18 protein-coding genes are annotated in these 25,063 nt (G+C 52.3%); 4 read left to right on the top strand and 14 right to left on the bottom strand.

Translation table 11 applies throughout. The annotated features are described in order from the left end of the window. Positions 1 to 12: 12 nt before the first annotated feature. From tssM to tssB, 14 genes are all read right to left on the bottom strand, one after another. On the bottom strand, positions 13 to 3,561 hold the full coding sequence (gene tssM, locus R5268_RS02150) for a type VI secretion system membrane subunit TssM (protein ID WP_317418768.1): 3,549 nt from the start codon (positions 3,559 to 3,561) through the stop codon (positions 13 to 15). Further along, positions 3,561 to 5,003, bottom strand: a complete 1,443-nt coding sequence (tssA, locus tag R5268_RS02145; RefSeq protein WP_317418769.1) for a type VI secretion system protein TssA — start codon at positions 5,001 to 5,003, stop codon at positions 3,561 to 3,563. The genes tssM and tssA overlap by 1 nt, the downstream gene beginning before the upstream one ends. A gap of 5 nt (positions 5,004 to 5,008) precedes the next feature. Continuing rightward, complete coding sequence (gene vasI, locus R5268_RS02140) at positions 5,009 to 5,656, bottom strand: type VI secretion system-associated protein VasI (RefSeq protein ID WP_317418770.1); 648 nt, start codon at positions 5,654 to 5,656, stop codon at positions 5,009 to 5,011. Beyond that, positions 5,653 to 6,450, bottom strand: coding sequence for a hypothetical protein (locus tag R5268_RS02135; protein ID WP_317418771.1), 798 nt, complete (start codon positions 6,448 to 6,450; stop codon positions 5,653 to 5,655). The genes vasI and R5268_RS02135 overlap by 4 nt, the downstream gene beginning before the upstream one ends. Next, positions 6,450 to 9,110, bottom strand: a complete 2,661-nt coding sequence (gene tssH, locus R5268_RS02130; protein ID WP_317418772.1) for a type VI secretion system ATPase TssH — start codon at positions 9,108 to 9,110, stop codon at positions 6,450 to 6,452. Before tssH ends, R5268_RS02135 begins: the two co-directional genes overlap by 1 nt. Continuing rightward, positions 9,110 to 9,832 carry a type IVB secretion system protein IcmH/DotU gene (gene icmH, locus R5268_RS02125; protein ID WP_166708942.1) on the bottom strand — a complete coding sequence of 241 codons (723 nt, stop codon included), beginning with the start codon at positions 9,830 to 9,832 and terminating at the stop codon, positions 9,110 to 9,112. The genes tssH and icmH overlap by 1 nt, the downstream gene beginning before the upstream one ends. 68 nt (positions 9,833 to 9,900) lie before the next feature. Further along, the gene (gene tssK, locus R5268_RS02120) at positions 9,901 to 11,253 is read right to left on the bottom strand and encodes a type VI secretion system baseplate subunit TssK (protein ID WP_107678347.1); all 1,353 of its coding nucleotides are present in this window, start codon (positions 11,251 to 11,253) and stop codon (positions 9,901 to 9,903) included. 1 nt (position 11,254) lies between these two features. Continuing rightward, complete coding sequence (tssJ, locus tag R5268_RS02115; RefSeq protein WP_046892551.1) at positions 11,255 to 11,794, bottom strand: type VI secretion system lipoprotein TssJ; 540 nt, start codon at positions 11,792 to 11,794, stop codon at positions 11,255 to 11,257. 12 nt (positions 11,795 to 11,806) lie between these two features. After that, complete coding sequence (gene tagH / locus R5268_RS02110; protein WP_218455347.1) at positions 11,807 to 13,075, bottom strand: type VI secretion system-associated FHA domain protein TagH; 1,269 nt, start codon at positions 13,073 to 13,075, stop codon at positions 11,807 to 11,809. Between the two features lie 4 nt (positions 13,076 to 13,079). Then, the gene (tssG, locus tag R5268_RS02105; RefSeq protein WP_046892549.1) at positions 13,080 to 14,105 is read right to left on the bottom strand and encodes a type VI secretion system baseplate subunit TssG; all 1,026 of its coding nucleotides are present in this window, start codon (positions 14,103 to 14,105) and stop codon (positions 13,080 to 13,082) included. Then, positions 14,069 to 15,850: a type VI secretion system baseplate subunit TssF gene (gene tssF / locus R5268_RS02100; protein WP_317418773.1), complete on the bottom strand. Its 1,782-nt coding sequence runs from the start codon at positions 15,848 to 15,850 to the stop codon at positions 14,069 to 14,071. The genes tssG and tssF overlap by 37 nt, the downstream gene beginning before the upstream one ends. Before the next feature lie 4 nt (positions 15,851 to 15,854). Further along, positions 15,855 to 16,292 (bottom strand): type VI secretion system baseplate subunit TssE, encoded by a 438-nt coding sequence (gene tssE, locus R5268_RS02095; RefSeq protein WP_046892547.1) that lies wholly within the window; start codon positions 16,290 to 16,292, stop codon positions 15,855 to 15,857. 5 nt (positions 16,293 to 16,297) lie between these two features. Then, complete coding sequence (gene tssC, locus R5268_RS02090; protein WP_052927285.1) at positions 16,298 to 17,782, bottom strand: type VI secretion system contractile sheath large subunit; 1,485 nt, start codon at positions 17,780 to 17,782, stop codon at positions 16,298 to 16,300. 17 nt (positions 17,783 to 17,799) lie between these two features. Then, complete coding sequence (tssB, locus tag R5268_RS02085) at positions 17,800 to 18,297, bottom strand: type VI secretion system contractile sheath small subunit (protein WP_046892545.1); 498 nt, start codon at positions 18,295 to 18,297, stop codon at positions 17,800 to 17,802. Between the two features lie 1,189 nt (positions 18,298 to 19,486). On the opposite strand from tssB, the gene R5268_RS02080 reads away from it, so the two are divergent. The 4 genes from R5268_RS02080 to R5268_RS02065 form a co-directional block, all read left to right on the top strand. Further along, positions 19,487 to 20,005: an Hcp family type VI secretion system effector gene (locus R5268_RS02080; protein ID WP_046892544.1), complete on the top strand. Its 519-nt coding sequence runs from the start codon at positions 19,487 to 19,489 to the stop codon at positions 20,003 to 20,005. A gap of 110 nt (positions 20,006 to 20,115) precedes the next feature. Continuing rightward, positions 20,116 to 22,281 carry a type VI secretion system Vgr family protein gene (locus R5268_RS02075; protein ID WP_317418774.1) on the top strand — a complete coding sequence of 722 codons (2,166 nt, stop codon included), beginning with the start codon at positions 20,116 to 20,118 and terminating at the stop codon, positions 22,279 to 22,281. Between the two features lie 9 nt (positions 22,282 to 22,290). After that, the gene (locus R5268_RS02070) at positions 22,291 to 22,707 is read left to right on the top strand and encodes a DcrB-related protein (RefSeq protein WP_046892542.1); all 417 of its coding nucleotides are present in this window, start codon (positions 22,291 to 22,293) and stop codon (positions 22,705 to 22,707) included. Between the two features lie 29 nt (positions 22,708 to 22,736). Then, positions 22,737 to 25,063, top strand: a 2,327-nt coding sequence (locus R5268_RS02065; RefSeq protein ID WP_317418775.1) for a DUF6531 domain-containing protein, incomplete at its 3' end; no start/stop codon positions are given.

The raw sequence follows: 25,063 nt of genomic DNA, 5'->3' as shown, positions 1-25,063 counted from the left end.
TCCGCTCCGTCATCAGTACAGTGTTTCAGGCAGGCTGAAACGGGAGAACAGATTGCCGGAGAACGGATTATCCGACTCATCAATATAGATGCGGTATGTCATTTCCCCGTCATCCACCGCAAAACGGACATCGAAACTGTTGGTGTTTACGTTGGTCAGTTTTCCGGACTGAATCAGTCTGATTTGCGCCCACGGGCCGTTGCGGACAATCGCACGCGGTGATTTACCGGCGGTACCGGAAACCAGCGTCAGCTTGCTTTCCCCGCCGGAACGCATCGAGTTCGGCCAGATCATATGAGCGGTGTTGCTGCGTCCGTGGGCATAATCGAGGATCTGCCCGTCGAGATTCAGCACACTGCGCCGTTTGTTACCGGATAACTGTACCGGTTCAATCGCAAACTGCGTTTCGAGGTTGCCCTGCGGTGTAAAGAAGGTGTTGCGGATACGGTTGGCTGTTTCAATCTGCTCCAGCACATCCGGGCGGATCAGCGACTGTCCGTCTTCATTAACCAGCAGGTTGTTCTCGGCGAATGGCCGCAGATTCTGCTGCCAGAAAGCGTCCAGTGTTCCGCCCGGTTTGAAGAAGCGTTCAAACTCACTCAGCGGCACATCACGGTTTGATTTCGGATCAAACGGATAACGGCCTGCGATATAGCTGTTGTATTGTTTGACCACGGACTCATTCCATTCCACCTCGAGATAACGGATAGCCTCTTTCTGCACCACAATCCAGGCCTGATCCGCGAGTTCGCCAATCCAGCGGCCGAGTGGTTCCGGCATGGTTTTCGCCATCTGGCTGACTTCAAAAATGGCATCGCGGTTATTTTCTTCCAGACGCAGGAAAACGGCTTTCAGTGCGACTTTTCCCGGTACGGGGGCATTTTCGATACTGAGCAGGTAACGATGCAGTTCATTCAGTTTCTGGTTAACATTTTGCAGGTTTTCACCGTTGTTACTGACCAGAATGTCCGTCTGCGGGGAAAATTCGCGGCTGATCCGGCTGAGTAACCGGTATTGGCTCTCTGCCATAACGGCTTGTTTTTCTTTCTCCGTCAGATTGCTGTCCACTGCGGGCAGGCTGGTGTTATCGCGCAGAATTTGCAGCGCACGGCGTAATGGTTGTTCGCCGCTGATAATTTGCTCCAGCGCACTGATTTCATCCTGAATAGTTTCAAACTCACGGATTTCCAGATTACTCATGGCCGCCCGCCAGTTCGCGGCATAATCACCAAGATACTGTTCGCTGATCTGATGCTGTATTTCCCGGCGGTCGCTTTCACTGTAACGGACATTTTGTGACAGGTTCAGTACCCAGGCATCGAGTGCAGTCAGATCCACCAGCTCTTCATTCTGCCGGATAAAGTAATTGATCATTCCGTTGCGGGTCAGGAACTGTGGTACTTCCAGTTTTTCATCATCGAGTGAGACGAAAACATGGCTGAAGCCCGGCCCGATCATATGGCGCAGATCCAGCGGCGATGACAGCTCATTAAAGCCTTTCAGGCGCAGTGTCTGGTAGACCCGCTGATAGAGTGAGAGCTGGCTCAGTTCTTTCTGGGCGTCGCGGATAACCGCAGAGAACGGCTTAAAGGCCTGATTGGCCACGATATCCCCGCGATTGCGGTCTGCTGCCCAGTCAGTATGCTCAAGGGCATAATCCAGGTGCGTCATCAGTTGTGACTGAATTTCGTTTTGCCCGGTAAACTCACGGCTCCAGCGTTTGCGCAGGTAATTTTTGACAATCGCATCATTACGGCCGCTTTTATCTTCCAGCATGCGCATCACACGCAGAATAGCGAGTTTTTCCTCACTGTTCTCCGGAGCCTGTGCCAGATCCTGCTGTAATCCGGCCATAATGGCGGGCAGGAAACGCTCGATCAGCAGTTGCAGATAACTTTTTTCCACATACGGGCCGATTTTTTTACCCTGATAGAGACCGAGATCGGTCAGAACGCTGTTTTTCTCACGGTAATTACCGTAAGCCAGCGTTGCTTCCGACAACGGATTGAGGATAGGCAGCTGGCGTACGCCGGTGGTGTCCTGCTGGTTATCCGCGGTCACACTGCTGAAAGCGCTGACTTCGGAGAGCACATTTTTACCGGCCTGGTAGTTTTGATCATAGTAATGATGCCAGCCGCTCCAGAGGGCAATGATTCCCGCTGCGGTGACAACGGAGGCAAAAAAGAGGTTGTAATGATGACGGCGTAACCAGAAACGGTTTTCTGCCGCCAGGTTCGGCTCTGAAAACAGGACGTCACGGAACAGCTGGCCGGTAAACCAGGACTGGTTTTCGCTGACAGGCCAGGTATGAGTCGGTGCCGGCGGAAGGTTGTACTGCACGGCGGCGCTCTGGGTAAAGATATCGTCAATCTGACCGCGTTGTGCGGAGGAGGTCAGATAGATACCGCGGATCAGCGGAATTTCGGCATCGTTGCTGCCGATAAGTTGTTCAGTCAGTTCTGTTACCCGGTTTTGCAGCCCGACCATCTGGCGGATAAAGCTGAACAGCTCACTGCGCTGACTGTCATCCACCCGGTTCAGCATCATTTCCGGCAGGGCAGCGTTAAGCCGGGTGATCCATTTTTCCCAGAAGGTGGTGAGTTCGCTGACCATGTTGTGCGGGTTGTCACGGGTAAACGTCACGCCGAGAACCGATTCCTGCTCAGCCACATCCAGTGACTGGAACATCGCGCTGAATCCCTGTAACAGATCCAGTTTGGTCAGCACGATATACACCGGCGGACGGGTGTTAAAGGCCAGACGGATATCCTGCAAACGCATATGAATATCCGTGAAATAACGGCTGCCCGCTTCTTTATCTTCTGTCATCAGCCGTGCGGTGTCGATGGTCAGGATAATGCCGTTCAGCGGCTGGCGGGTACGCTCTGTCACCATGCGTTCCAGCAGGCTGTTCCACAGGCGGTGGTACAACTGCGGTTTCTCGCTGTCCTCGTGCGGCTGGGTGATCAGGTGCCCGCGCGGCATCAGGAGGACGGCTTTATCGGTCAGCGAACAGCGGACATGCAGACCGATCCCCTCTTCTGAGATGATCCTGTCCTGCGGTATCAGGTCAAGCAGGCCGAGGTTAGCCGAAAACAGGGTGTGTTTCCCGCTGTTTTCCGCCCCGAGCACCAGATACCACGGGCGCTGATAAAGAGACCGGCCGTTGTCGCCGAGATGCCGGCGCAGCTCACTGAGCCAGCGGCTGAGATAGCGGTTCTGGAATTCAATATCTTTGCGGACCGGATCTGCCACGGCCAGTTCAACATCCAGTTTCAGCTTTTCCAGTTCGCGGACACGCCGCCGGGCGGTGTATCCTATCCAGCCGATAACAATCAGGAATAACCCGAGCGTTGCCAGCCAGCGGGCGCTGACCGGCCGCAGCGGATAATCATCGCGGAAGCGGAAATCCGCACCCCAGATCCAAATCCAGAGAAGGATCAGCGCAGGAACGATGGCCAGAAAAATGGCCCATGCCGATTTGAGTTTTGGTTTGTCGGCTTTAAACCATTTTCTGATCAGACCCTGTGCATTCACGGATGATAAGGATGGTTTTTTCATTAAACGTTATTCCTTTTTAAATCGGACTCCGGCAGTTTTCCGGTAAGCTGTTGCAGTAAAGCGGGTTCCCACTGCGTTACTGTGCTGCGTGACACGATGTCATGCAGTTGCTGATACTGCGCCCGGGCAATCCCGGTCATGCCTGACTGTTCGAACAGCGATGCAGCCAGAAATTGCAGGCAGACACGGTCACGTAACTGTTCAGCGCGCTGCATGGCGTCATCAATTTTTTGCAGTGCGGCATCCAGACCGTTTTCCTGATAGCAGCGGGTGATCTCATCGTGTTCCCCGGCGGTAGTGACAGCGGTTGCGGGGGCTGGTTCTGTGGTGCTCAGCCAGGCCAGAGTGTCCGCATCCGCGTACGGGGTTTTATCGGCGAAGCTCAGAGTGGTCAGTTGCGGCAGACGGGCGGTAAACTCCGCCGCACAGCGGCGGATGGCTTGTGCAACGGCGTCCAGTCCCAGTTGTTGTGCGGCCTGTGCGGCCAGATAGTGGCCATCCAGCCAGTAAGGGGCGAGGCTGAGGCTCTGTTCAATATCAGCCAGCAATACCGGGTCGGCCTGTGTCAGTTGCTTGCGGTAGGCCGTGACCCGGTCGGCGGATACGGCGGCCAGCGGTGTTTTACCGGTGGCATCGGCTGACGGTACTGACTGAATGGTATGCCAGACAGCATAGCGGCGTAACTGATAGCCGATAGCATTTTCCGGGGCACGGCGGCAGAGCGCATCTGCGGCATTCAGCAGCGCTGATTTGCGGGTGCGATCATTTCCGCTGTCAATGTCTTCGGCCGGAAAGTCTGTATCGGTTCCGGCGGAGGTATCCTGTGGTACAGGTGCTGCGGACGGTGCGGTTCCGGTCGTGTCTTCTGCCGGACGGACGGCGGATGCGGTCTCTTCCGGTACACGGTTTTCAATACGGCGGTAACCGCGGCTCAGCTCATCCAGCGTTTGTGACAGGGCAGGGTGATCGTCATTCCAGAATTGCGCCAGCCCGGCAAAATCCCCTAAGACATCATCCCGCTGTGCCGTGGCGGCCTGCCGGATGAAGTTATCCTGTGCCAGCTCAAAGCGCTGTAAAACCTGCTGCGTCAGGCGGACTTTCAGTCTGATATTTTCCGGATAACAGTTGTGCCAGAACTGACGGCAGAACAGGGCAAACAGGTGCGCACCGAGTGTGACTTCACCGGCGTTTCCGGCATGTTGCAGGGTGCGCAGCAAATGGACCACCAGACGGAAATCTTTTGTGGTGGTGGCCAGCAGAGTCAGTATCCGTGACTGAATGACCTCAGTATCCAGAGAGGCATGTGTCAGGGAGCCGAATTTAACCATTTCACTGTCGATATATTCCCAGTCCGGGTTACTGTCACTGACCGCACTGCTGACCAGCTCCGGCTCAAGCGGGGCAAGCAGTTGTTCAGACCAGTTAAAACGTGTTGCTATCATGCTATTCACCAGCGGCAGGCCGCACGTAAAGGTTTGATACTTTCTGTCAGCTGAGACAGATCAAAAGTTACCGGTTTCCCGTTTTCAGGGGTGATAGTCAGCTTATCACCGGTCATAATGCGTTTGATTTCATCAATACCGGCCAGACCCCGGCTGGATTCCAGCACATAGCCGTTTTCTCGGATAAACCAGTCACTGCTGAATGTGGTCTGCGGGGTGGATAAACGGATGCTGCGTGTTGTTACCGGCGAATTCATTACCAGCTGCATGCGGGTGATGTTATCCACACAACTGAGCATCAGAACCGGGCGGGGCGGTTGTGTACCGATCGCCGGGGCGGTCATGACCACAGGCCAGGTACCTTCGCGGGGCTGGGTGGTAATGAAGGTGACGGTATGTGCTGTCCGTTTTTCTTCATTGGCTGCCGCCCGGAGCCGGATCTCACCTTTTGCCGTCTGGTCAGCCGGCGGCACAGCGTTTTCCTGTCCGATGTTGTCATAGCAGTCCAGCCGTATCAGCGGTGACGGCTCTTTACGGCAGGTGTCCAGCAGCGCTGAGATTTCCCCGGAAAGTGCGGGGACAGATTGTGCCGGACTCCACAGCGGCGTCAGTATCAGCAGGGTGAGCACGCTCTGAAGCATCCTTTTGGTCATGATAGGTATCCGTATTTTTTTAATTTATACACAAGTGCACGTTTGGACATATTCAGCTTTGTGGCGACTTCTTTCAGGTCGTCGTTGTCCGCCTGCATCCGGTAAGTCAGGATGTCAGATTCATACCGGTCGAGCGCTTCGGTCAGATCGCTGATCCCGGACAGATCCGGAGCGGATACCTGCGAAAGTGCCGGAGTCACCATGGTGTGTGTCATCATGGCTTCCAGCCGCCGCTCCTTTTCCTGCGCCAGCTGCAGCAGTTTGTGCAGTTGCTGGTTTTGCGTCCGGATCTGCATCCGGCGGGTCAGCGTACTGTAGTGATGACAGAAGATCCGGTAATAAATTGCTGTCATTCCTTTTTCGTGTTCTTTGTGGCTCAGATCGGTGCCGAGGCGGCAGATAGCCCCGGCGGGTTTACCCTCGTGATCGCAGAACGGGAACCCGTGTATACCGGTATTGGCAGGCAGCCCGCGGATAAATGTCTTCAGGCTGCTGTCTTCGAGATGGCTGCCCTGCGACAGGTTTTCCCAGCAGGTGGGTGTCCGGCTGAATGTCACCTGAACCAGCGGCTGGCGGATATCCGATGCATCTGTATCCAGCAGGCCGGTGGTGACCTGCGGTTGTGCATAGTCGACAGAGTAACTGAGCAGCCGGTTATCCCGCGGACTGAGCACCATCACAGCAAGAGCGCTCAGGGAACTGCGGGAAAAACAGTGCGGCAGAAACTGCGATATCAGCGATTCGGTGGTCTGGCAGTCCATCAGTGACAGCGCATTTTTCAGTCGGTTCCTCATTATTCCGTATCCACCTCAGCCGTGAATTCATCACCGGTTGCAGACAGGGTGATATGACGGATCGTTTTTCCGTCTGCCGTGTGTTTCAGCAGTAACAGGGAAAGCGGCGGCAGTAAGTGGCCGTCAATCACCGATTCCAGGATACGGGCACCGTTTTCAGCCCGGTTGGCGCGCTGAATAATGGCCTGATAAACAGAATCATGGATAGTGACCTGAGCACCGAAACGCTGCACCAGCCGTGTTTCCAGCTGGCTGAGTTTGAAACGGATGATCCGTGTCAGTGTTTCGTCACTGAGCGGCAGGAACGGGATCACTTCCATTCTCGCAAGCAGTGCCGGTCTGAAGAAGGTGGTCAGCTCCGGATAAAGCGCATCCAACAGCTCATCAGGCCGGTTTTCATACGCAACAATGGTGCTGTCACCCAGGTTTGAGGTCAGGAAAAAAGCAACGTTTTTACAGTCAATCACGCGGCCCTCACCATCTGCCACTTCCCCTTTATCAAAAGCCTGATAAAAGAGATTCAGCACGTCCGGATGGGCTTTTTCCACTTCATCCAGTAACACGACGGAGTAAGGTTTGCGGCGGATGGCCTCTGTCAGCACACCGCCCTCGCCATAACCGACATATCCCGGCGGTGACCCGATCAGGCGCGAAATCGTGTGTTTCTCCTGAAACTCGGACATATTAATGGTGGTGAGATATTGTGTGCCGCCGAACATCAGCTGAGCGATTTGTAATACCGTTTCGGTTTTTCCCACACCGCTCGGACCGACCAGCAGGAATGCCCCCAGCGGACGACCGGGACGCCGCAGATCAGCACGGGCGGTCAGCAGGTGTTTATGCAGGTGAGCAATGGCCAGATCCTGGCCTTTGATGGATTCCTCAAGATAAGCCGGTAATTCAGTGACGACAGCGAGGGCATCCTGTGACAGACGGTTGAGCGGAACACCGGTCCATTCGGCGATCACTTCAGCAATCTGTGTTTTGCCGACATGCGGAGACACCAGGGAAGACAGTTCCCGGCGGGTTTCCAGCTCTGCATTCAGTACCTGTAACTGTTCGCGGATACTCTCCGGCGTTTCCGTTTCTGCGGTTTCTTCTGTCTCTGCTGATTTTTCTGTCTCTGCGGATTCAGCCGCTGATTCAGCACTGTTCAGCAATACAGCCCGCAGGCGGATGATATCGCGGACTAATGTCAGCTGCGCCTGCCAGTCAGTCTGTAACTGTTCCAGTGACTGCTGTAACTGTGCGGACTGCTGATGCAGCGCGGCCAGACGGTCAGCGTGATCGGTCAGTCCGAGCAAATCTTCCCGCGCCAGCACATCACACTCCATACCAATCTGATGTAACTGTGTTTTCAGGGCTGAAATCTGTTTCGGCGGTGAGGTCAGGTTAATTGCGGTCCGTGCACAGGCGGTATCCAGCACATCAATGGCTTTATCCGGCAGCTGACGGCCGGAGAGATAGCGGTCACTCAGCTCAGCCGAGGCGCGCAGGGCATCATCATCAATAAAGACCTGATGGGCGGATTCATAAGCGGTGCGCAGGCCGCGCATGATGATCACGGCTTCAGCGGCCGTCGGTTCTTTAACCTGAACTAACTGAAAACGCCGCGCCAGTGCTGCGTCTTTCTCAAAATATTTTTTGTACTCACTCCAGGTGGTCGCCGCGATCGTGCAGAGTTCACCCCGTGCCAGTACCGGTTTGAGGAGGTTGGCGACATCGGTGCCGCCCTGCTGGTTACCGGCACCGATAAGGGTATGAGCCTCATCAATAAACAGGATAACCGGGGTGGCTGAGCTGATGATCTCCTGAATCAGCCCCTTGAACCGCTTTTCAAATTCACCTTTGACGGCCGCACCGGCCTGAATTGCGCCGAGATCCAGCACATGCAGCTGGCATCCGCGCAGTTTTTCCGGCACATCACCGGCCTCAATACGCAGTGCGAGGCCTTCAATCAGTGCACTTTTTCCGACACCGGGTTCTCCGACAACCACCGGGTTACTTTTACGGCGGCGGCAGAGAATATCGATCATCAGATCAATTTCGTTATCACGGCACAGAACCGGGTCCAGCTTATTTTGCCGTGCCAGTTCAGACATATTCTGTGTGAAACGGGCAAGCAGACTGTCGGCCGCCGATGTACTGCCGCCTGCTGACGGACTGCTGAGATCACCGGACGGGCTTTCCGCCGAACCGGCAGTCCACTCATCAAACTGCTGTTTTAACTGTTCACGGTTGATATTGCTGAGCAGCTTACAGGCCTGCTGCGGCAGATAGCGCTGCGGCATTTGCAGCAGCACCAGCAGCACAATACCGGATCGCAGCGTGGTATGGTGATATTCGGCGGAGGCGACCAGCCAACTGTCTTTCAGCAGTTCAGTCAGCAGTGGTGAAAAGCCCGGATAACCCTGAGTCAGTGCCTGATGCGGGGGGATCAGTTCTGTTGTCATATCCGCCAGTTCAGTGTTATCAATACCGGCACGCTGGCAGATCACCCGCACATCGGTTAACGGTGTTTCCAGCAGGCTGCTGAAAAACAGTGCGGTGGTGATTTCCGGCTGCTGTTCGCTGACACTGCGGGCGGCCGCATTTTCCAGTGCATGTCTGGCAACAGGATCGAGACGGTTAACTAACGTTGAGAGATCGACATTTATCATCAGTGTATACCCTGATTCAGTAACGGAGTGAGTTGCTCCAGAATATGTTGTGTCTGATTATTCAGCTGAGACAGATACAGGCCGTAAATACCGGCGGCCAGCAGCAGACCGGCGATAACGATATATTTGAGCCGCAGGCGTTTCCCCAGCCGGTAGCGGTGCGGGTCAGAGATCGTATCCTCATACAGCACAACAGAGCCCTGTTCGGGGCGCAGCTGACGGATCTGTTTTTGCAGGCGGCGCAACAGGCGGTTAAATTCATCGTTATGGCCCTGCGTTACTTTATAGCGGCCCCGGTAACCCAGGCACAGGCACAGCCAGATAAACTCAATCAGATCCAGATAGCGTTTCGGCTCACCGAGCAGACGTTCAATAAGAATGAACACCTTTTCCCCGCCCCAGGATTCATTGTGGAAATGCACCAGCAGCGATTTTTTCACCCAGCCGTTATCTGTGTTCCAGCCGAGGCCCAGTGCGGTTTCATCAATAAAGGTACAGAGCACATAACGGAACGAAACAATCGCGCCCGGCTCATAACCCTGAGACTGTAATTGCTGCTCAATCGCCTGAATATCGGTCACTACCTGCTGATAAAGCTTATCCGGCAACGGTGAGCCGGACATTGTATGCATCCGCATAACCATGCCGAGCAGCGGGGTGGCCGCGTCTATCATCGGGTTAATATTTTCTCCGCGCAGCGGGATCCGGTATTGTTTGTGCATCCGCTGATGCAGATAACCGGTATCGCCGGACAGATCATCAGGCAGGCTGCCGGTCAGTAAATCATCGGTCATAAATCGCCCCCGTTACGGATAGCCCAGAACTGAATATCCAGTTCCGGGAAATTACCGGAAACATGGAAAGCGACGGAGCCGTTTTGCTGAATTTCCTGCCATGCGGTACCCTGGCGATCCAGCCGGAAATAGGTGTAACCCGCGTGATACGGCAACTGACGCGGTGCGGCAGACAGGGAAATCAGTGGTACGCCCGGCAGCTGGACACTGACGAGGTCGCGGATGCGGTTGACGGATGTAACTTTGGTTTGCTGGGTGAACTGGCGGCGCAATTGCTCCTGAGGCATCTGAGCGCGGATCGCCACGATAAATTCAGCCTGCTGCAACAGTTGCTGATCCTGAATCGTTGCCACACGAATACCGTGTTCCTGCTCCTGAAGATGAATCGCAATAGCACGCGGTGTCAGTACCACACTTAATGCCAGGCGCAACGCCCGCATCAGCGGCGGATAGCACTCTGTCAGTGCCTGATGGTTATATTTCGGCAGTTGTCCGGCCAGCCGGGACTGATCGGTAAAGGTATGCAGTTCCCCGCATAATGAGCGGAGTTCGCAGAATAACGGCTCGGGATGCAGCACATCCTGTGCGGCAAAGTGGGCAAAACGCGGTGATGCGCGGTTCAGAAGCTGTAACATCATAAATTCCGCCACATCAGCAATTCCCTGCTGCCCCGGCGAGCCGATCCGACCGGCCAGTTGGCGGGCGCGCTCAGCCAGTGTGCCGCTCAGTTCATCCAGAAATCCGGTCAGGGAGGGGGATAAGCGCACATTGAGGCAGGACGGGATAAACGTATCATCGAGGATCAGCCCGCCATCGGCTGTTTGTTCGCTGATACGGCAGACCGGTACTGACACATACGCATTCAGCTCGGCAGTACCCTGTTTCAGCACCGGGCTGAGTCTTGCCACATTCAGCATACTGACATCACCGGCTTCGGTGTGCAGATCGCGGACATCCAGACTGAATTCTTTATAGCGCGCTGTCAGGTGATTGTTATGCCCGGCTGCAATTTCATTGACCGTGGCACTGTGCAGCGGCAGGGCAAGATAAATAATGTTGTTGCCGGTATCATTGAGCGGAGTGATATCAATCGGCGGCGGCAGTTCATCCTGTGACGGCAGGGAAAACAGCGTGCCGTCCGGCATGATACCGGTCGCCTCTGAAATGCCGACCCGGCCCAGCCGCAGAATATCTTCGTTGATCACCAGAGAGGTAAACCCGGAATAGTGACCGGAGAACGCAGAGAGCAGGCTTTCTGTCACATAGTCCTGGTGGCGCTGCTGCTGCTGAAAATGCTGGGGTTTGATAAACAAACCTTCGCGCCAGATAACCCGGTTTTTCATCGACATATTATTCTTCTTCCTCTTTGCGCAATTCCACTTCATTTTCCCTGACATGTACCAGGATGTAATACTGTCGTCCGATTCCGCTTAACTTGATGATTTTCTTCCATTCGGTAACGTTAGGGGACGAATAGCGGACAATGACACCCAGATAGCGGTTTTCGCCGGTGGTCCGCAGCAGAGCCAGCGGTTTGTATTGATCCGGTGTCAGTGTGTAATCCTGGTGGTCGATATAGTTTTTACCGAGTACATCCGGCAGCGGCTTTTCATCCAGCTGGTCAAAATCCATCGACTCAAAACGGGAGTCTTCGCTGAGATACACCAGCTGCATCTCCACCGGAGACGGTTCACCGTCCGGGTTCGGGTTGATATCCGGCTCCGCCAGGAGTGTGATCGCAATTTCAGATGGCTGCTGGTTCGCTTTACCCACCGGAATATCGGGGTCCCACAGCACCTTGCCGACTTTTTTGGTTGCCTCCCAGGATTTGCTGCATCCGGTGAGTACCAGTACCAGCAGCAACAATCCGTATCGCAGTTTCACACTCATGATGGATGTCCCTTATAAGCCTTTACGTAACGCCCGGTCATAGGCATGGGTGTAAACTTCATAAAAGAGTTTTTCAAACCCCTGCTGACGGCAGGATTTCAGCTCACGGTAGTAACTGACATACATCTGCCACGCCCAGGCCGGATCTGAACTGCTCTCCTCCCCGGCCCGCTGATACTGCGCAAAACGTGCCAGCAGCCGTTCCGGTGAAAACGCGTCAAGCATGGTCTCCAGCGCGACGGAAATCGCTTCCAGATTGGCGCGGTAATGGAGCTGCATATTGGTCAGACTTTCGCTGACCGCCGCCGTCGGTGACAGGTGCACCGGGCTGCGTTCATCGCCGAACAGCAGATGCAGGGCCTCCTGATAATCCACATTCAGACGCAGCGGGTTATCCTCAATCGGGCGTAATTGCTTGTCGCGCAGGTTATCCTGGGTTTTTTGTAATGCGAGAAGACCTTCAATGGCGGCTTTGAGCGTCCGGCCGACCTCGGTCAGAAAATCATTGGCCTGGCGGGAGTTATGCAGCGGAAGATGTGCTTCCAGCCCGTGCATCAGCGGGTTTACCGCAATATGATCCGCATCGGTGACCGGCCGCAGATCATCCGCGTGATCGGTGGCGGACAGTTTGGGCAGATCCATATATTCCTGCACAATGGTATTCCCTCTGTTATCGGAGAGTGGCACAGCGGCGGATGCCGCCGGATGGTGGTCGGCCAGCAGGCCGCAGGCGTCATGTTCTGCCGGTGAGCTGCCGGTAGTCAGGCTCTCATTTTCCAGAGCCTGTAACGGATCGCGGGTACGGGAACCGCGGACGGTCGGTGCGGTATCATCTCCCTGATACGGGGGATTGTCCGGTGCAGTCTGGTTATCCATCAGGCTGTCCAGCGGGTTGCTGCCGGCGGATACAATATCCTGAGGTGCCACTGCCATCGGATCACGGTAGGGTTCACCGGTTATGGTCAGATGAACTTTAAACTGCAACTCGCCGATCTCAATAATATCGCCCTGTGACAGACGCACAGCACCGGCGTGGCGGGGAATAGCGGTCTGATTAAGGCGGACCGGCTCGGTCAGGGTTTTCAGGCAGAATGTCTGATCCTGACGGATAATGCGGCACTGAACCCCGGCGATTTTGCCGAGGCTGTCCTGGAGTGACCAGGTGCAGTCGGCATTACTGCCGATGGTACCGCCCTGTGAGGTAAACTGGGCAGCAGCAGCCCGGCCGCTTTCCAGCCGGTTACTGTTCACCAAATGAAAATTAAGTTGTGGTTTATCCATTATGTTATTCCAATACTGAGATCGTCACAAAAGGCTTCAGTTCCGGTTGCCCGATGAAACTCCGCCAGCCCAGCTGATTGTTATCTTTCTCGCCGAGAACCATCCCGCCGACCTGTTTTTCCGCCATTCTCAGCCGCAGATCCCAGGCCAGCTGTTCGTGCATGATGTAAGACACAAACGCGACCAGCGGCAGGTAGTCAGGGCCGTTCGGTAAAAAACGCATATAACGGGTCAGTGATAATTCACTGATTTCGATGGTGCATTTGCCGTTACAGTCTTCAATACGTGCGCCCAGACTGAAATTTTCACCCAGCAGGGAGCGCGGTTGCGCGGTGCGGCTCGCGCTGTACAAGGTTTCCCCCAGCCGGTTTTGCTGATCATCGGCAATTGCCACCCGGCGGGTTTCCCAGCCGGATAAATTCACATTGTCCAGATCAAAACAGTGGGAAATCAGACTGCACACCACATCCGGTGAACGGCCGGGACTGGCCAGTAACCCGGCATAGGCCAGCATTTTGTTGTGATTGATCCGGATCCGGCTGCGGTTACTTTCACTGCCCAGCCCGAGCAGCGTGAACATATAGCGGGAAAACGGATCGCGGCCGTCCGGCTCAAACGAGATGTAATAGCGGTATTTCCGCCAGATCCGGTGCAGCAGCGTGACAAAGCGGTGATTAAACAGATTAAGAAAGTCCGTGACGCTTTCTGTCTGCTGCGCTTCTTCCCACGCCAGGCTGTCGAGGTAATACCCGGGCAGCGGGGACTGACTGCCGTGCAGACCCAGAAATGCCACTTTGACGTCATAACTGCCGTCCTCACGGCGGGTTACACCGGTGACATCCCGTGTCGGAAAGGCGATTCCGGCACTTGCCGAAAAACGGATATTCTCCTGTGCGGACTTTCCGGCGGCTGTCACGGATTTATTCAGCAACTCTGCCAGCTGATAAAAGTCATACTCTGTCATGGCGGCGGTGCCGTCGCTGACAGAGGTTGTCAGCGCAGAACGGTGCGATTGATTTTCGCCGGCCATAAATACACTTCCCGGTTATCCATATTGATCACTTCCAGCTCATGAAAGGTATTCACACTGGTATAGAGCCCGAAAAAATGAGCAATAACGGAACAGAACAAATAGAGCCCGCCCTCGGATGAGAACGCACTCTGGTAAACAGATAAGGTGGATTTCAGCCCGCGCACCGGTAATCCGCGGTACAGATATTCGACGGGCTGTGTGGTCATACTGACCAGCGCATCGAGACATTTCTGTGCCTGGCGGGCGGTCTGCTGGTGGAAAACGGATGTCAGATCATAAAGCTGCAACAGTTCCCGCAACGCTTCCAGGCTCAGCAGTGACTGATAATTCAGAGACAGATTCGTCAGCACTGACCAGTGCAGCGAGTGATCGAGCAGCGGCCGCAGTGTTTGTGTCGGCTTCATGATATTGCGGACAGCACTGATATCCGGCAGTTGCTCTGTACAGCGGGTAACAGAGCCGGTCCGCAGATAGCCGGCCACATCCCGGTTGGTGCACAGCAGAGAAACAGAAACCGTTTCATCACAGCCGGTCAGTGCCGGCTCATTACTGCGGACAAAGGAAATCCGGTGACGGAATCCGCTGTCATCCGGTGACGGCAGTGTGCGCAGACGATAATACTGTTCTTCATCGCCTTTATTGACCGGGTCCTGATGATGGAAACTTTCAAACTGCGTGTAATGTGTCATTTTTGCCGGCTGGTTACCGCAGCGGCGTAATCCGTCCACCCGGGTGACAGAAAAAATATCGTAACCTGCCGGATGAGCAAAGCCGGGACTGAGCGGGTACTCACTTTGTCTGCCGTTCAGTTCCACCGCTTCACTTTCCATCGGGAACAGGTTGGCTGCCGGCACACAGTTGATCCGGATGCTGTCATCGTTAATATCCGCCGCCGGCGGCAGCGGACGGGAGAAATGAATGGTCAGGGAGAAGTGATCTCCGGACATCACGGCCGGAATATCATCAAGCCCCTCAATATTCAGAAACAAAAAGGCGCGCGGAAAACTGAAGTATTCCTGTAACAGCCGGTGCCCTTCATAACTGTTTCTGGGATAGGGCAGAAGGGCATCCTCACGGCTGAATCCCGCCGGTGACACGGCAAAGTTTTCCGGCTGATACGTGTGTTTGTCCGTTGTCAGCGTTGCTCCGGACACCGCGTGATTCAGCAGAAAATAGAGTTCATGAGCGGTATAATCATCCCCGCCGAGATAAAACTGTAACGCCGTCAGACCAGCATCCGATAACCGGGCAGGTTGAGAAAGTGCAAAGGAAATCGTCACTGACTGCGGGCCGGCAGTGACCGACGCGATAGTAAACGGCATAACCCTGAGATCACGGCTCTGCGTGAAATGACAGGTCATCTGATGCAGAACATCGTCCTCCGCATCACTTTCATCCAGTGTGATTTGCTGACTTTCAAACAGCGTTCCCTCCGGCACAAAAACAGGAAGCCGCAGAGAGGGGGGTGGCGTAAACTGCATGACGGTCATTGACGGAAACGGCCGGGCATAGCTGGGCCACAGCATTGTGACCAGGCTGTTGGTCAGTTCCGGGAACTGACGTTCAATCTGGCTGCGTAAAGAGGCAGACAGATAAGCAAACCCCTCCAGCAGCCGCAGCACATCCGGGTCCGTGCTCTTTTCTGCCAGAAAATTAACCAGATGCGGCTTGTGGCGCGCAACGGTATCTTCCAGCAGTTGCAGGTACTCAAGTTCATCAGAAAAACGGGAATTACGGGGCATACTGTCAGGCCTGTTTCAGTCTGTAATGCCGGTGACTGTCCATCTGCATATTAAATTCAATTACCTGAGACTGATTTTCCAGTAATACCAGTGCAGTGATCCGAAACTCCAGAAGCAGCGGATTATGCTCATCAATCACACCTTCCACCGCGACATCACTGATCCGCGGCTCATAGCGCAGAATGCATTCGCGGATGGCCGTTTCCAGACTGGCACGAAAATCTACTGCTGTTGCGGTGGCATCATTGAGATCGGTCACGCCCAGTTCACGACTGCTCTGACAGGTTTCCGGCCGAGTATTCAGTACCAGTGTCAGATGTGATTTGACCGAATTAATCAGGGCAGCGGTGCGGGACTGACGGGAAGCACCGGCGTGCTTCCCTCTTATCCGTTCAAAAAGGCGTACAGGTTGTGACGAGTGACGATGATAATACGCCCCCATTCCGGTTACTCCTTATCGAGCCGGCCAACCAGTGACAGTTCGAAACTGGCACCCATATATTTGAAATGCGGACGCACCTGGATAGCGACCTGATACCAGCCCGGATCGCCCTCGACATCCAGCACCTGAATCTGTGCGGAGCGCAGAGGGCGCTTGCTGCGGACATCTGACGGCGGGTTTTCCTGATCGGCGATATACTGTTTCAGCCAGATATTCAGCTCACGTTCCAGATCCTGGCGCTCTTTCCAGGCACCGATCTGCTCGCGCTGTAACACTTTGATGTAGTGTGCCAGGCGGTTGATAATGAACATGTACGGCAGCTGAGTACCCAGTTTATAGTTGGTTTCCGCCATCTTACCTTCACGGGTGTTCGGGTAATGCTTGGGTTTCTGTACAGAGTTGGCAGAGAAAAATGCGGCATTATCACTGCCTTTGCGCATCGTCAGGGTAATAAAGCCTTCTTCTGCCAGCTCAAATTCACGACGGTCAGTGATAAGAACTTCTGTCGGGATTTTAGTCTGCAGTTCGCCCATCGCCTCAAAGCAATGAACCGGCAGATCGCTGACAGAACCGCCGCTCTGAGGCCCGATGATATTCGGACACCAGCGGTAATTGGCGAAACTGTTATTGATACCGGCAGCCAGCAGGAATGCCGTGTTACCCCACAGATAGTGGTCATGGTTTTGTTTAACACTTTCACGGTAGTTGAAATTTTTAATCGGGTTTTCAACCATATCGTAAGGGAGACGCAGCAAAAAGCGCGGGGCGGTCAGGCCGAGATAGCGGGAATCTTCCGCTTCACGTAAGGCGCGCCATTTGGTGTGCGCCGGGCCTTCAAAGACGGATTTCAGATCCTTGATTGCCGGTAATTCGGTATAGCTGCTTACACCAAAAAAGTCAGGGGAAACGGATGACAGGAAAGGCGCATGTGCCATGGCACCGACAGCGCTGACATACTGAAGCAGTTTCATATCCGGTGTGGTATTGCTGAAGGCATAGTTCCCGACAACAGCGGCAACCGGTTCACCACCGAACTGACCATAACCGGCGGAATAGACATGCTTATAGAAACCGGACTGGACAATTTCAGGTGAAAATTCAAAGTCTTCCAGCAATTCGGATTTGGTGGCATGAATAATATTAATCTTAATATTTTCACGGAAATCAGTGCGATCCACGAGTAACTTCAGGGAACGCCAGGAGGACTCCACTTCCTGAAAGTTGTCGTTATGCAGAATTTCATCCATCTGCGCACTCAGCTTTTTATCCAGCTCCACCAGCATTTTATCGATCAGTAACTTATTGATCGGTTCTTCTTTGGAATCACTGGCCAGGATGTTACTGATGAAAGCTGCCACACCCTGTCTGGCGATATCGTATGCTTCGGTTTCCGGGGTCATCCGGGACTGTGACATAATTTCATCAAGCAGTGATGTACCGGCAGGGATTTGGCCTGCTTCCTGTTTTACACTTTCTGTTGCTGTAGACATAACACGATTCCCATCAATTATTTATTACTGACGATATCCAGCTCTTTTAACAGTTGTTCACGGGTGGATTCATTATCCAGCAGTGCCTGAAGCTGTTTACGAAATGCAGGAATATTTCCCAGAGGACCTTTCAGTGCGACTAATGCTTCCCGCAATTCAAGTAACTTATTTAATTCCGGAACATTTTTAGCAATATTGTCAGGAGAGAAATCACGGAGAGACTTAATATCAAGATTGACGGGGATATCGGAATCACTTTCTTCCTCAAGATGGTTTTTAACAGCAAATGTCAGATTAATACCTGCATTTTCCATCACGGAATTAAAATTGTTCTGATCAATAGAAACCGTTTTTCGTTCTTCAATCGGGGTATCTTCTTCTTTATTTTTGAAATCACCAATAACCAGAAGATTATGAGGCAATTCAATTTCTGCCTGGCTTCCGCCATCATGCGGAGTGTATTTGATATTAATGCGTTCTTTCGGCGCAACGCTGCCAAGACCATTCTTACTCATTGATTATCCTTATGGATTAAGTTTGGGGAATTCATTTCCCCGTATATATACATAAGATAAGCGATTGCCTTATCCGGGTTTGGCTATCATGCAAATACGCGTAAGCTACGTAATTCATTGTATTGAGTGTCAATTAAAATATTTAGCTTAAGGTAAATTAAAAATTACATTAATGCAAAATTTATCTTCTCCTGTATGCGGGTGTCAATCAGTAAAATTATTTTACCAATAACATGCGTATGTTAGTCAACTGATAGGTGGGTGTTAAAATAATTATTTCTTTAATTAGTGATGTGTTTTACAGATCCGCCGTATAAGTAGTAATTATTCCATGATGTATTGAAAATAAAGAAAAATAATGAAAAGAGCAGAGGGACAGGGAAGCATATTGATGGTGACTGTGACATATCTGTATCAGGCATAGATTGATATGTACTGATTCAGGGGAAATGTAAGTTTTATTTTTGAAATATTATTTTACATCTGTTGATAAAGATACAAATATCTCTGTGCTGATTTTCAAAATGCGTCAACAAGAACGAGAGGAATTTCGGTATCCGGTTACGTATTTTTCATCAGATGTATTTTTTAATAAACGGCAACATTTTTGATAGCTGAAAGTATTTTTCGGGTGAATATCATGGATAGGGGATATAGCTGTTACTCTTATTATAAGTAATAATGAATATTATTATCCCATGGTCAATACTTTATTTTGTATATTAAAAAATAACAGTGCAATAAAATTGAGGCATTATCACTCCATGTATAGCGTAGTTTATATGGATGTATTTTTATCTATAAATATCATTACCTTATGAGAAATAATATCTTGTTATAAACTTTATTTTTCTGATCATAACCTGAAATGTTTGTAATTCATTGTTTTATTAATGTTTTATCTGCTTTCATGGTTTTTTTGTTAAATTTTCGATCGCAGATTTCTGGTTTTTAATTTCAATTACATGTTTCAATTTTAGTCATTTAAGTTTTATATCCTGTTTTTGCATGGATTTTAACTTAAGATGATTATCCCGGGAGATACAGAGGGTAATTTGAACACCAGAAGGCTTTACATAGATATTAGTTAAATTTATGCTTTCTGCATTATCACCATGCGCATTGGCTGATGACGAAGTCACTCGTCCGGTAACGACTTGTTACCTGTTAATAAATAAGGAATTTTATCATGCCAACTCCATGCTATATCTCTATCGAAGGCAAAACGCAGGGCAATATCACTGCCGGCGCATTTACTGCTGAGTCTGTCGGCAACATCTACGTGCAGGGTCATGAAGATGAAATGCTGGTGCAGCAGTTTGACCATGTTGTGACTGTCCCGACTGACCCGCAATCCGGCCAGCCATCCGGCCAGCGTGCACACCGTCCGTTTAAATTTACTGTGGCACTGAACAAAGCGGTTCCGCTGCTGTACAACGCCCTGGCGGCCGGTGAAATGCTGCCGAAAGTGCAGCTGAAATGGTATCGCACCTCGGTTGAAGGTAAGCAGGAGCATTTCTTCACCACCTCGCTGGAAGATGCGACCATCGTGAATATCGACTGCAAAATGCCGCATTGCCAGGACCCGGAAAAAACGGATTACACCCAACTGATCGAAGTGTCACTCTCTTACCGCAAAATCGACTGGGAACACACCGTCGCAGGCACCTCCGGTGCTGACGACTGGCGTGCGCCAATCGAAGCGTAATGTGGCCACTGACACCACAAATTCCTCCGGGGATTTGTGGTGTTCCTGCTTTACCGCAGTGATCCTCCGTCCCCCGGCGGGTCATCCGCCTGATCAGTTCCGGAGCCGGTATGTTTGCTGAAGATCCCAAAAAAAAGGTCATTGACCCGGCAGCACTGAAAGACAGCGCCGCTAAATATGCTGAGGATGCTGTTGCATCAAAAGTCAGCAAAAAAATGTCAGAACCGGCTCAAAAAGCCGTCTCCGCCGTACAACAGGCACAAAAAGCCGCCGCACAGGTTCCTTCTGCGGCAGATCTTATTCCCGGTGGCGGTATCGCCGGTGGTCTCAGCAGTGTCCCGAAACTTCCCGGTGCTGCCGGCAGTCTGACGGGCGCGCTTACCGGACGTTCACCTTCCGGTCTTGTTTTTACCTGTAAAATCGGCGGATTGCCGGAACAGACTTTTCAGGTAACTGAATTCTCACTCAGTGAAGGGCTTTCTTCGCTGTTTTCGCTGTCGATCAGTGCCGTCAGCACGCTGCCGTCAATCACATTTGATGAACATCTGGGAAAAGCCTCTTCTCTGACAGTGACCCGCGACGGCGTCAAAGTCCGTACTGTGCAGGGGCTGCTGGCGTCTGCTGAACAAGGCAATACTGATGGCAACAAAACCTGGTATTACTTTTTGATCCGCCCTGAAATGTGGATCATGACCCTTAACCAGGACAGCCGCATCTTCCAGAAACAATCTGTTCCGGAAGTGCTGGCGACACTCCTGGACGAAGCGCACGTCAAAAACGACCTGAAATTCTATCAGAATGAATTACACCAGAAGCGGGATTACATCACCCAGAAGCGCGAGTCTGCCTATGATTTCTGGTGTCGTCTGGCTGCCGAGGAGGGAATTAACTTCTGGTTCGAGGAAGGCCCGAAACTGTTTTACAGCGATAACCACCTCGGTATGACCGCCGGAATTAATCTGACCTATAATCCGCAGGCAGATACCGATATCAGTGACAGCACCGCATTCTCCTGGCGTTACGCCGAACAGCTGTGCAGTGATGTCATTATTCAGAAAGATTACAATCCCGACCGCCCGTCTTATCCGTTTAAACACGAGGTTACCGGCGACGTTCACAAACAGCACCCCGTCTATGAAAGTTATGGTCGCTACCGTGACGATGAGACCGGTAAACCGTTCACCCAACTGCGCTACGAACAATCTCAGAACCAGCGCCAGACCGGTACCGCAGGTACCAACTGCTTTGCGCTGATGCCGGGCAAAATCTTTACCCTGAAAAACCATCCGTCTGACAGCATGAATAAAGCCTGGCAGGTGATTATGGTTAATCACCACGGTATCCAGCCGCTGGCGGATAACGGCGGCGGAGAGGGAACAAAATTCAGCAACACCGTGCAGTTTATCCCGGGCACCCGTGAATGGCGGCCGCCGTACCGCTTCCGCCCGCAGGCCGACGGCGACGAACTGGCAACGATTGTCGGGCCGGAAGGGGAGGAGATTTACACCAACGAGCAGGGTGCAGTAAAAGTCTATTTCCACTGGGATCGCTACGGTAAACCTGACCACAGCGCTTCCTGCTGGGTGCGGGTGGCGATGGGCTGGAACGGCGGCGGCTATGGTTTCTCCGCCGTGCCGCGCATCGGCCAGGAAGTGATCGTCTCTTATCTCAACGGCGATATCGACCGCCCGATTGTCACCGGCTGTACCTACAACGGCCGTAACGGCCCGCCATCCTCTTTCCCCGGCAGCAAAACCCAGACCGCTTTCCGCACACAAACCCATAAAGGCGATGGTTTTAACGAACTGCGCTTTGAGGATGAAAACGGTAAGCAGGAAGTCTTTATGCACGCCCAGAAAGATATGAATACGGTGGTGCAGAATGACCGCAGTACGTCAGTAGTGGCAAATCACACGGAAAATGTCGGGCAGAACCAGAAAGTCACAGTCGCCGGTAAGCAGACGACTGCGGTTCAGATGGATCAGCTGAATTACATTTTTGGCGGACAACTGACGAATGTGGAAGGTGTTTGTCTCCTGGCATCAGCAACGGGGATTAAGTTGGTCAGCGGTAAATCAGCGATAGAAATGACCGCTTCCGGCGCTGTGAATATTACTTGTGAAAACTTCAATATCTCAGCGAAAAATGACGGACAGATTAATACCGGCCATGTGCTTGACCTGAATATGGAAGGCGGCGGACCTGCTGAAGATAAAATCGAACCGGATACAGGCACAATAAAAAGTCAAAAAGGCAATTTCTTTGCGGGAAAATAAGGAATAACAATGAAGTATGTATGTCAGGAAGGTGCCATAACGCTGCCTTCATCAGACTACCGGGATAACAGCCTGCATATTATTAAGTTTCCGGAGAAAAAAGCCAGTTTATCGCTGACCCGTGATGATTTGGCTGACGGACAGACAGCGGAACACTATCTGGTGTCACAAATTGCGGTGATTCGCAAAGGGGTAAAACTATTTGCGATGACTGACCCGGTTGCGTTTACAACAGAGTCCGGTGTGAACGGGTGGGCTTTCTACTGTGAACCGGAACAAAAAGGGACACATTTATATCAGTACATTGCAGGTTATGAACTGGATGACTCAATTCTGGTGATGACGTATTGCCTGCTGCACCCGTTTACTGATGCTGACTTACAGGACTGGCAAACGCTGAAATTGCGTTTTGCCCGTACAGTCTGATTTCGGTTATTTAAAAAGGAACCTGCATCATGGGAAATGAATTTCATGCAGCCAAACTCGGAGATGAGTTGTTTCATCAGTCCATGATTGCAGATTTTGTTAATGGTGTTGTCAAAGGTGCTGCGTACGTCGGTCTGTTTGTTGCTGCAGGCGCACTGACTGCAGGAACCGGCGGGCTTGCTGCACCATTACTTGCTATTGCCGGTGGCTTTGTTCTCGGTGATGTTATTGATGAAGTGGCCGATACTGTTTCAGGATGGGTTGATAATGCGCTGAATTTTTGCGGTTTCGGACGGGGTGCGGACGGTACAATTATCAGCGGTTCCCTGAATGTCAAAACGAAAGATCAGCCCGCAGCACGTGCAGCCGGTATTATCCCGCATGAAAAACTGATTGAGTCTATTATAGCGGATACGCAAAATCCGCCGAAAGGAAAAGCCCGCTCACTTGCTGAAGGTGTTTTGCAAAAAGCCTATATGCTGACACCTATGGGTATGGGTTCAGCAGTAAATAATTTAGTTTCTTCAGTGTTCAATCCGGCTGAGCCGGTTGAAAATGATCCGTTCCCGAAATATCCCTCACCAGAGCGTGGCTTTTTTGAAGGATTTTTTTCACCCACCGTTGCAAATAAAAACCTTTATGCCGCACCTGTCGATAATGATCAGATTACCTGTGAGAAATGGCATATTGCCTCAGCACCGTATTATCTGGCTGAAGGATCAAAAAAAGTTCAGATAAACAGCCAGCCAGCCTGCCGGAATGGTGACCGCAGCACCTGCGAGGCAAAAATTGATCACACACAGGAATCCCGTGTTGTCCGTATCGGTGGTAACAAAGAGGTGGTGCGGGATATTATCAGCGGTCGTAATCCGTTTTGTACTTTTGTTGGTGAAGCTGTCGGAGCGGTACTGGGCGGCTGGGCCAGTATCATCCGGAAAGGCGGGATGGCAGCTGTTCGTCAGTGCCTGAGTAAAGCCGGTTGTAGCCTGGTGATGGAACTGGCCGGGAATATCGGTATGGGACTGGTAATCAGCGGATTAACCCGCTCTTTTAATGCCGTCACCCGTCCCGTCCACGCAGCCACCGGCAGTAAAGTCCTCAGTGGTGATGATGATTTGGATTTTGTATTGGAAGGCCGTTATCCGTTGGCCTGGCACCGTATCTATCAGAGCAGCAATACCCGTGAAAGCCGTCTGGGAACAGGCTGGGCGCTGCCGTTTGATGTCAGCATTGAAATCGATTATAGCGGCGGATCTATTGAAGATGCACCGCTGTATTACCATGATATGTCCGGGCGCCGTCTGTCACTGGGGGAACTGGCGCTGGGACAGGACGCGTTCTATGTGGATGAGGGGTTTCGCGTCTACCGCAGTCTGCAAAATATCTTTTTGCTGGAGTCCGATACCGGCGATTATCAGCTGTTTGAAACTGATCCGCAGCGCAACGGCTGGTTACGCCTTGCGCAGTCACACGATCGTCACGGAAACACCCTGTTTTACCGATACAGTCCGGAAGGGCAACTCTGCACTATTCAGGATAACAGCGGGCTGATTAACGTTCAGCTGCATTATACGGATGACGGGCAACGCCTGCTCTCGGTATCACAATCTGATCCGGATGATGAGCGAACGCTGGTCAGCTATCAGTATGATGAACATCAGTTTCTTGTTGCCGTCATGGGTGCTGACGGGAAAATTACCCGCCGTTTTGCCCGGGATGATGACACCGGGCTGATGAATATGCATGTTAATGCTGCCGGGTTACAGAGTCATTACCGGTGGGCACAGTTTGATAATGAAACGGATGATGAACAGCGACCGGTATACCGCGTGGCGGAACACTGGCTGCAGACTCCGGACGGCGGACGGCCCGAGCACACATTACTGCGCTATTCTCCGGCGGAGAGAACCCTGCGTACGGAGTCAGCCGGACTGGGTGAAACGTTCCGTCGCTGGAATGAACAGCATCAGATCACCGAATTTACAGATGAAAGCGGCGCCACCTGGTTTTTTGACTGGGATCAGAGCCGTAAACTGAAAAAAGCCACAGATCCTCTGGGTCACACCTCGCAGTACACCTACGATGAACGCGGTAACCTGACCGCCGAAACGGACCCGAACGGCGACTGCACCACCACGGAGTGGGATAAAGACTTTGCATTTCCGCTGATTCAGGTGATGCCGAATGGTGCGGCACATCACTGGTTTTATAATGCCAAAGGGGATATCCACCTGTATATGGATCCGCTGGGGCATGCTACCCGGCTGGTCTGGGATGAACAGGGGGATTGTCTTCAGCAGACGGATCCGTCCGGCAGTATCACCCGTTACCGCTATAATGCGCGCGGGCAGCTGAC

Origin of the sequence: Morganella sp. BCCO 40_0007 (assembly GCF_032989665.1) — a bacterium.
Lineage (GTDB): Bacteria > Pseudomonadota > Gammaproteobacteria > Enterobacterales > Enterobacteriaceae > Morganella > Morganella sibonii.
Note: the sequence above shows the minus strand (reverse complement) of the source record. Positions and strands in the feature narration are given on the sequence as shown.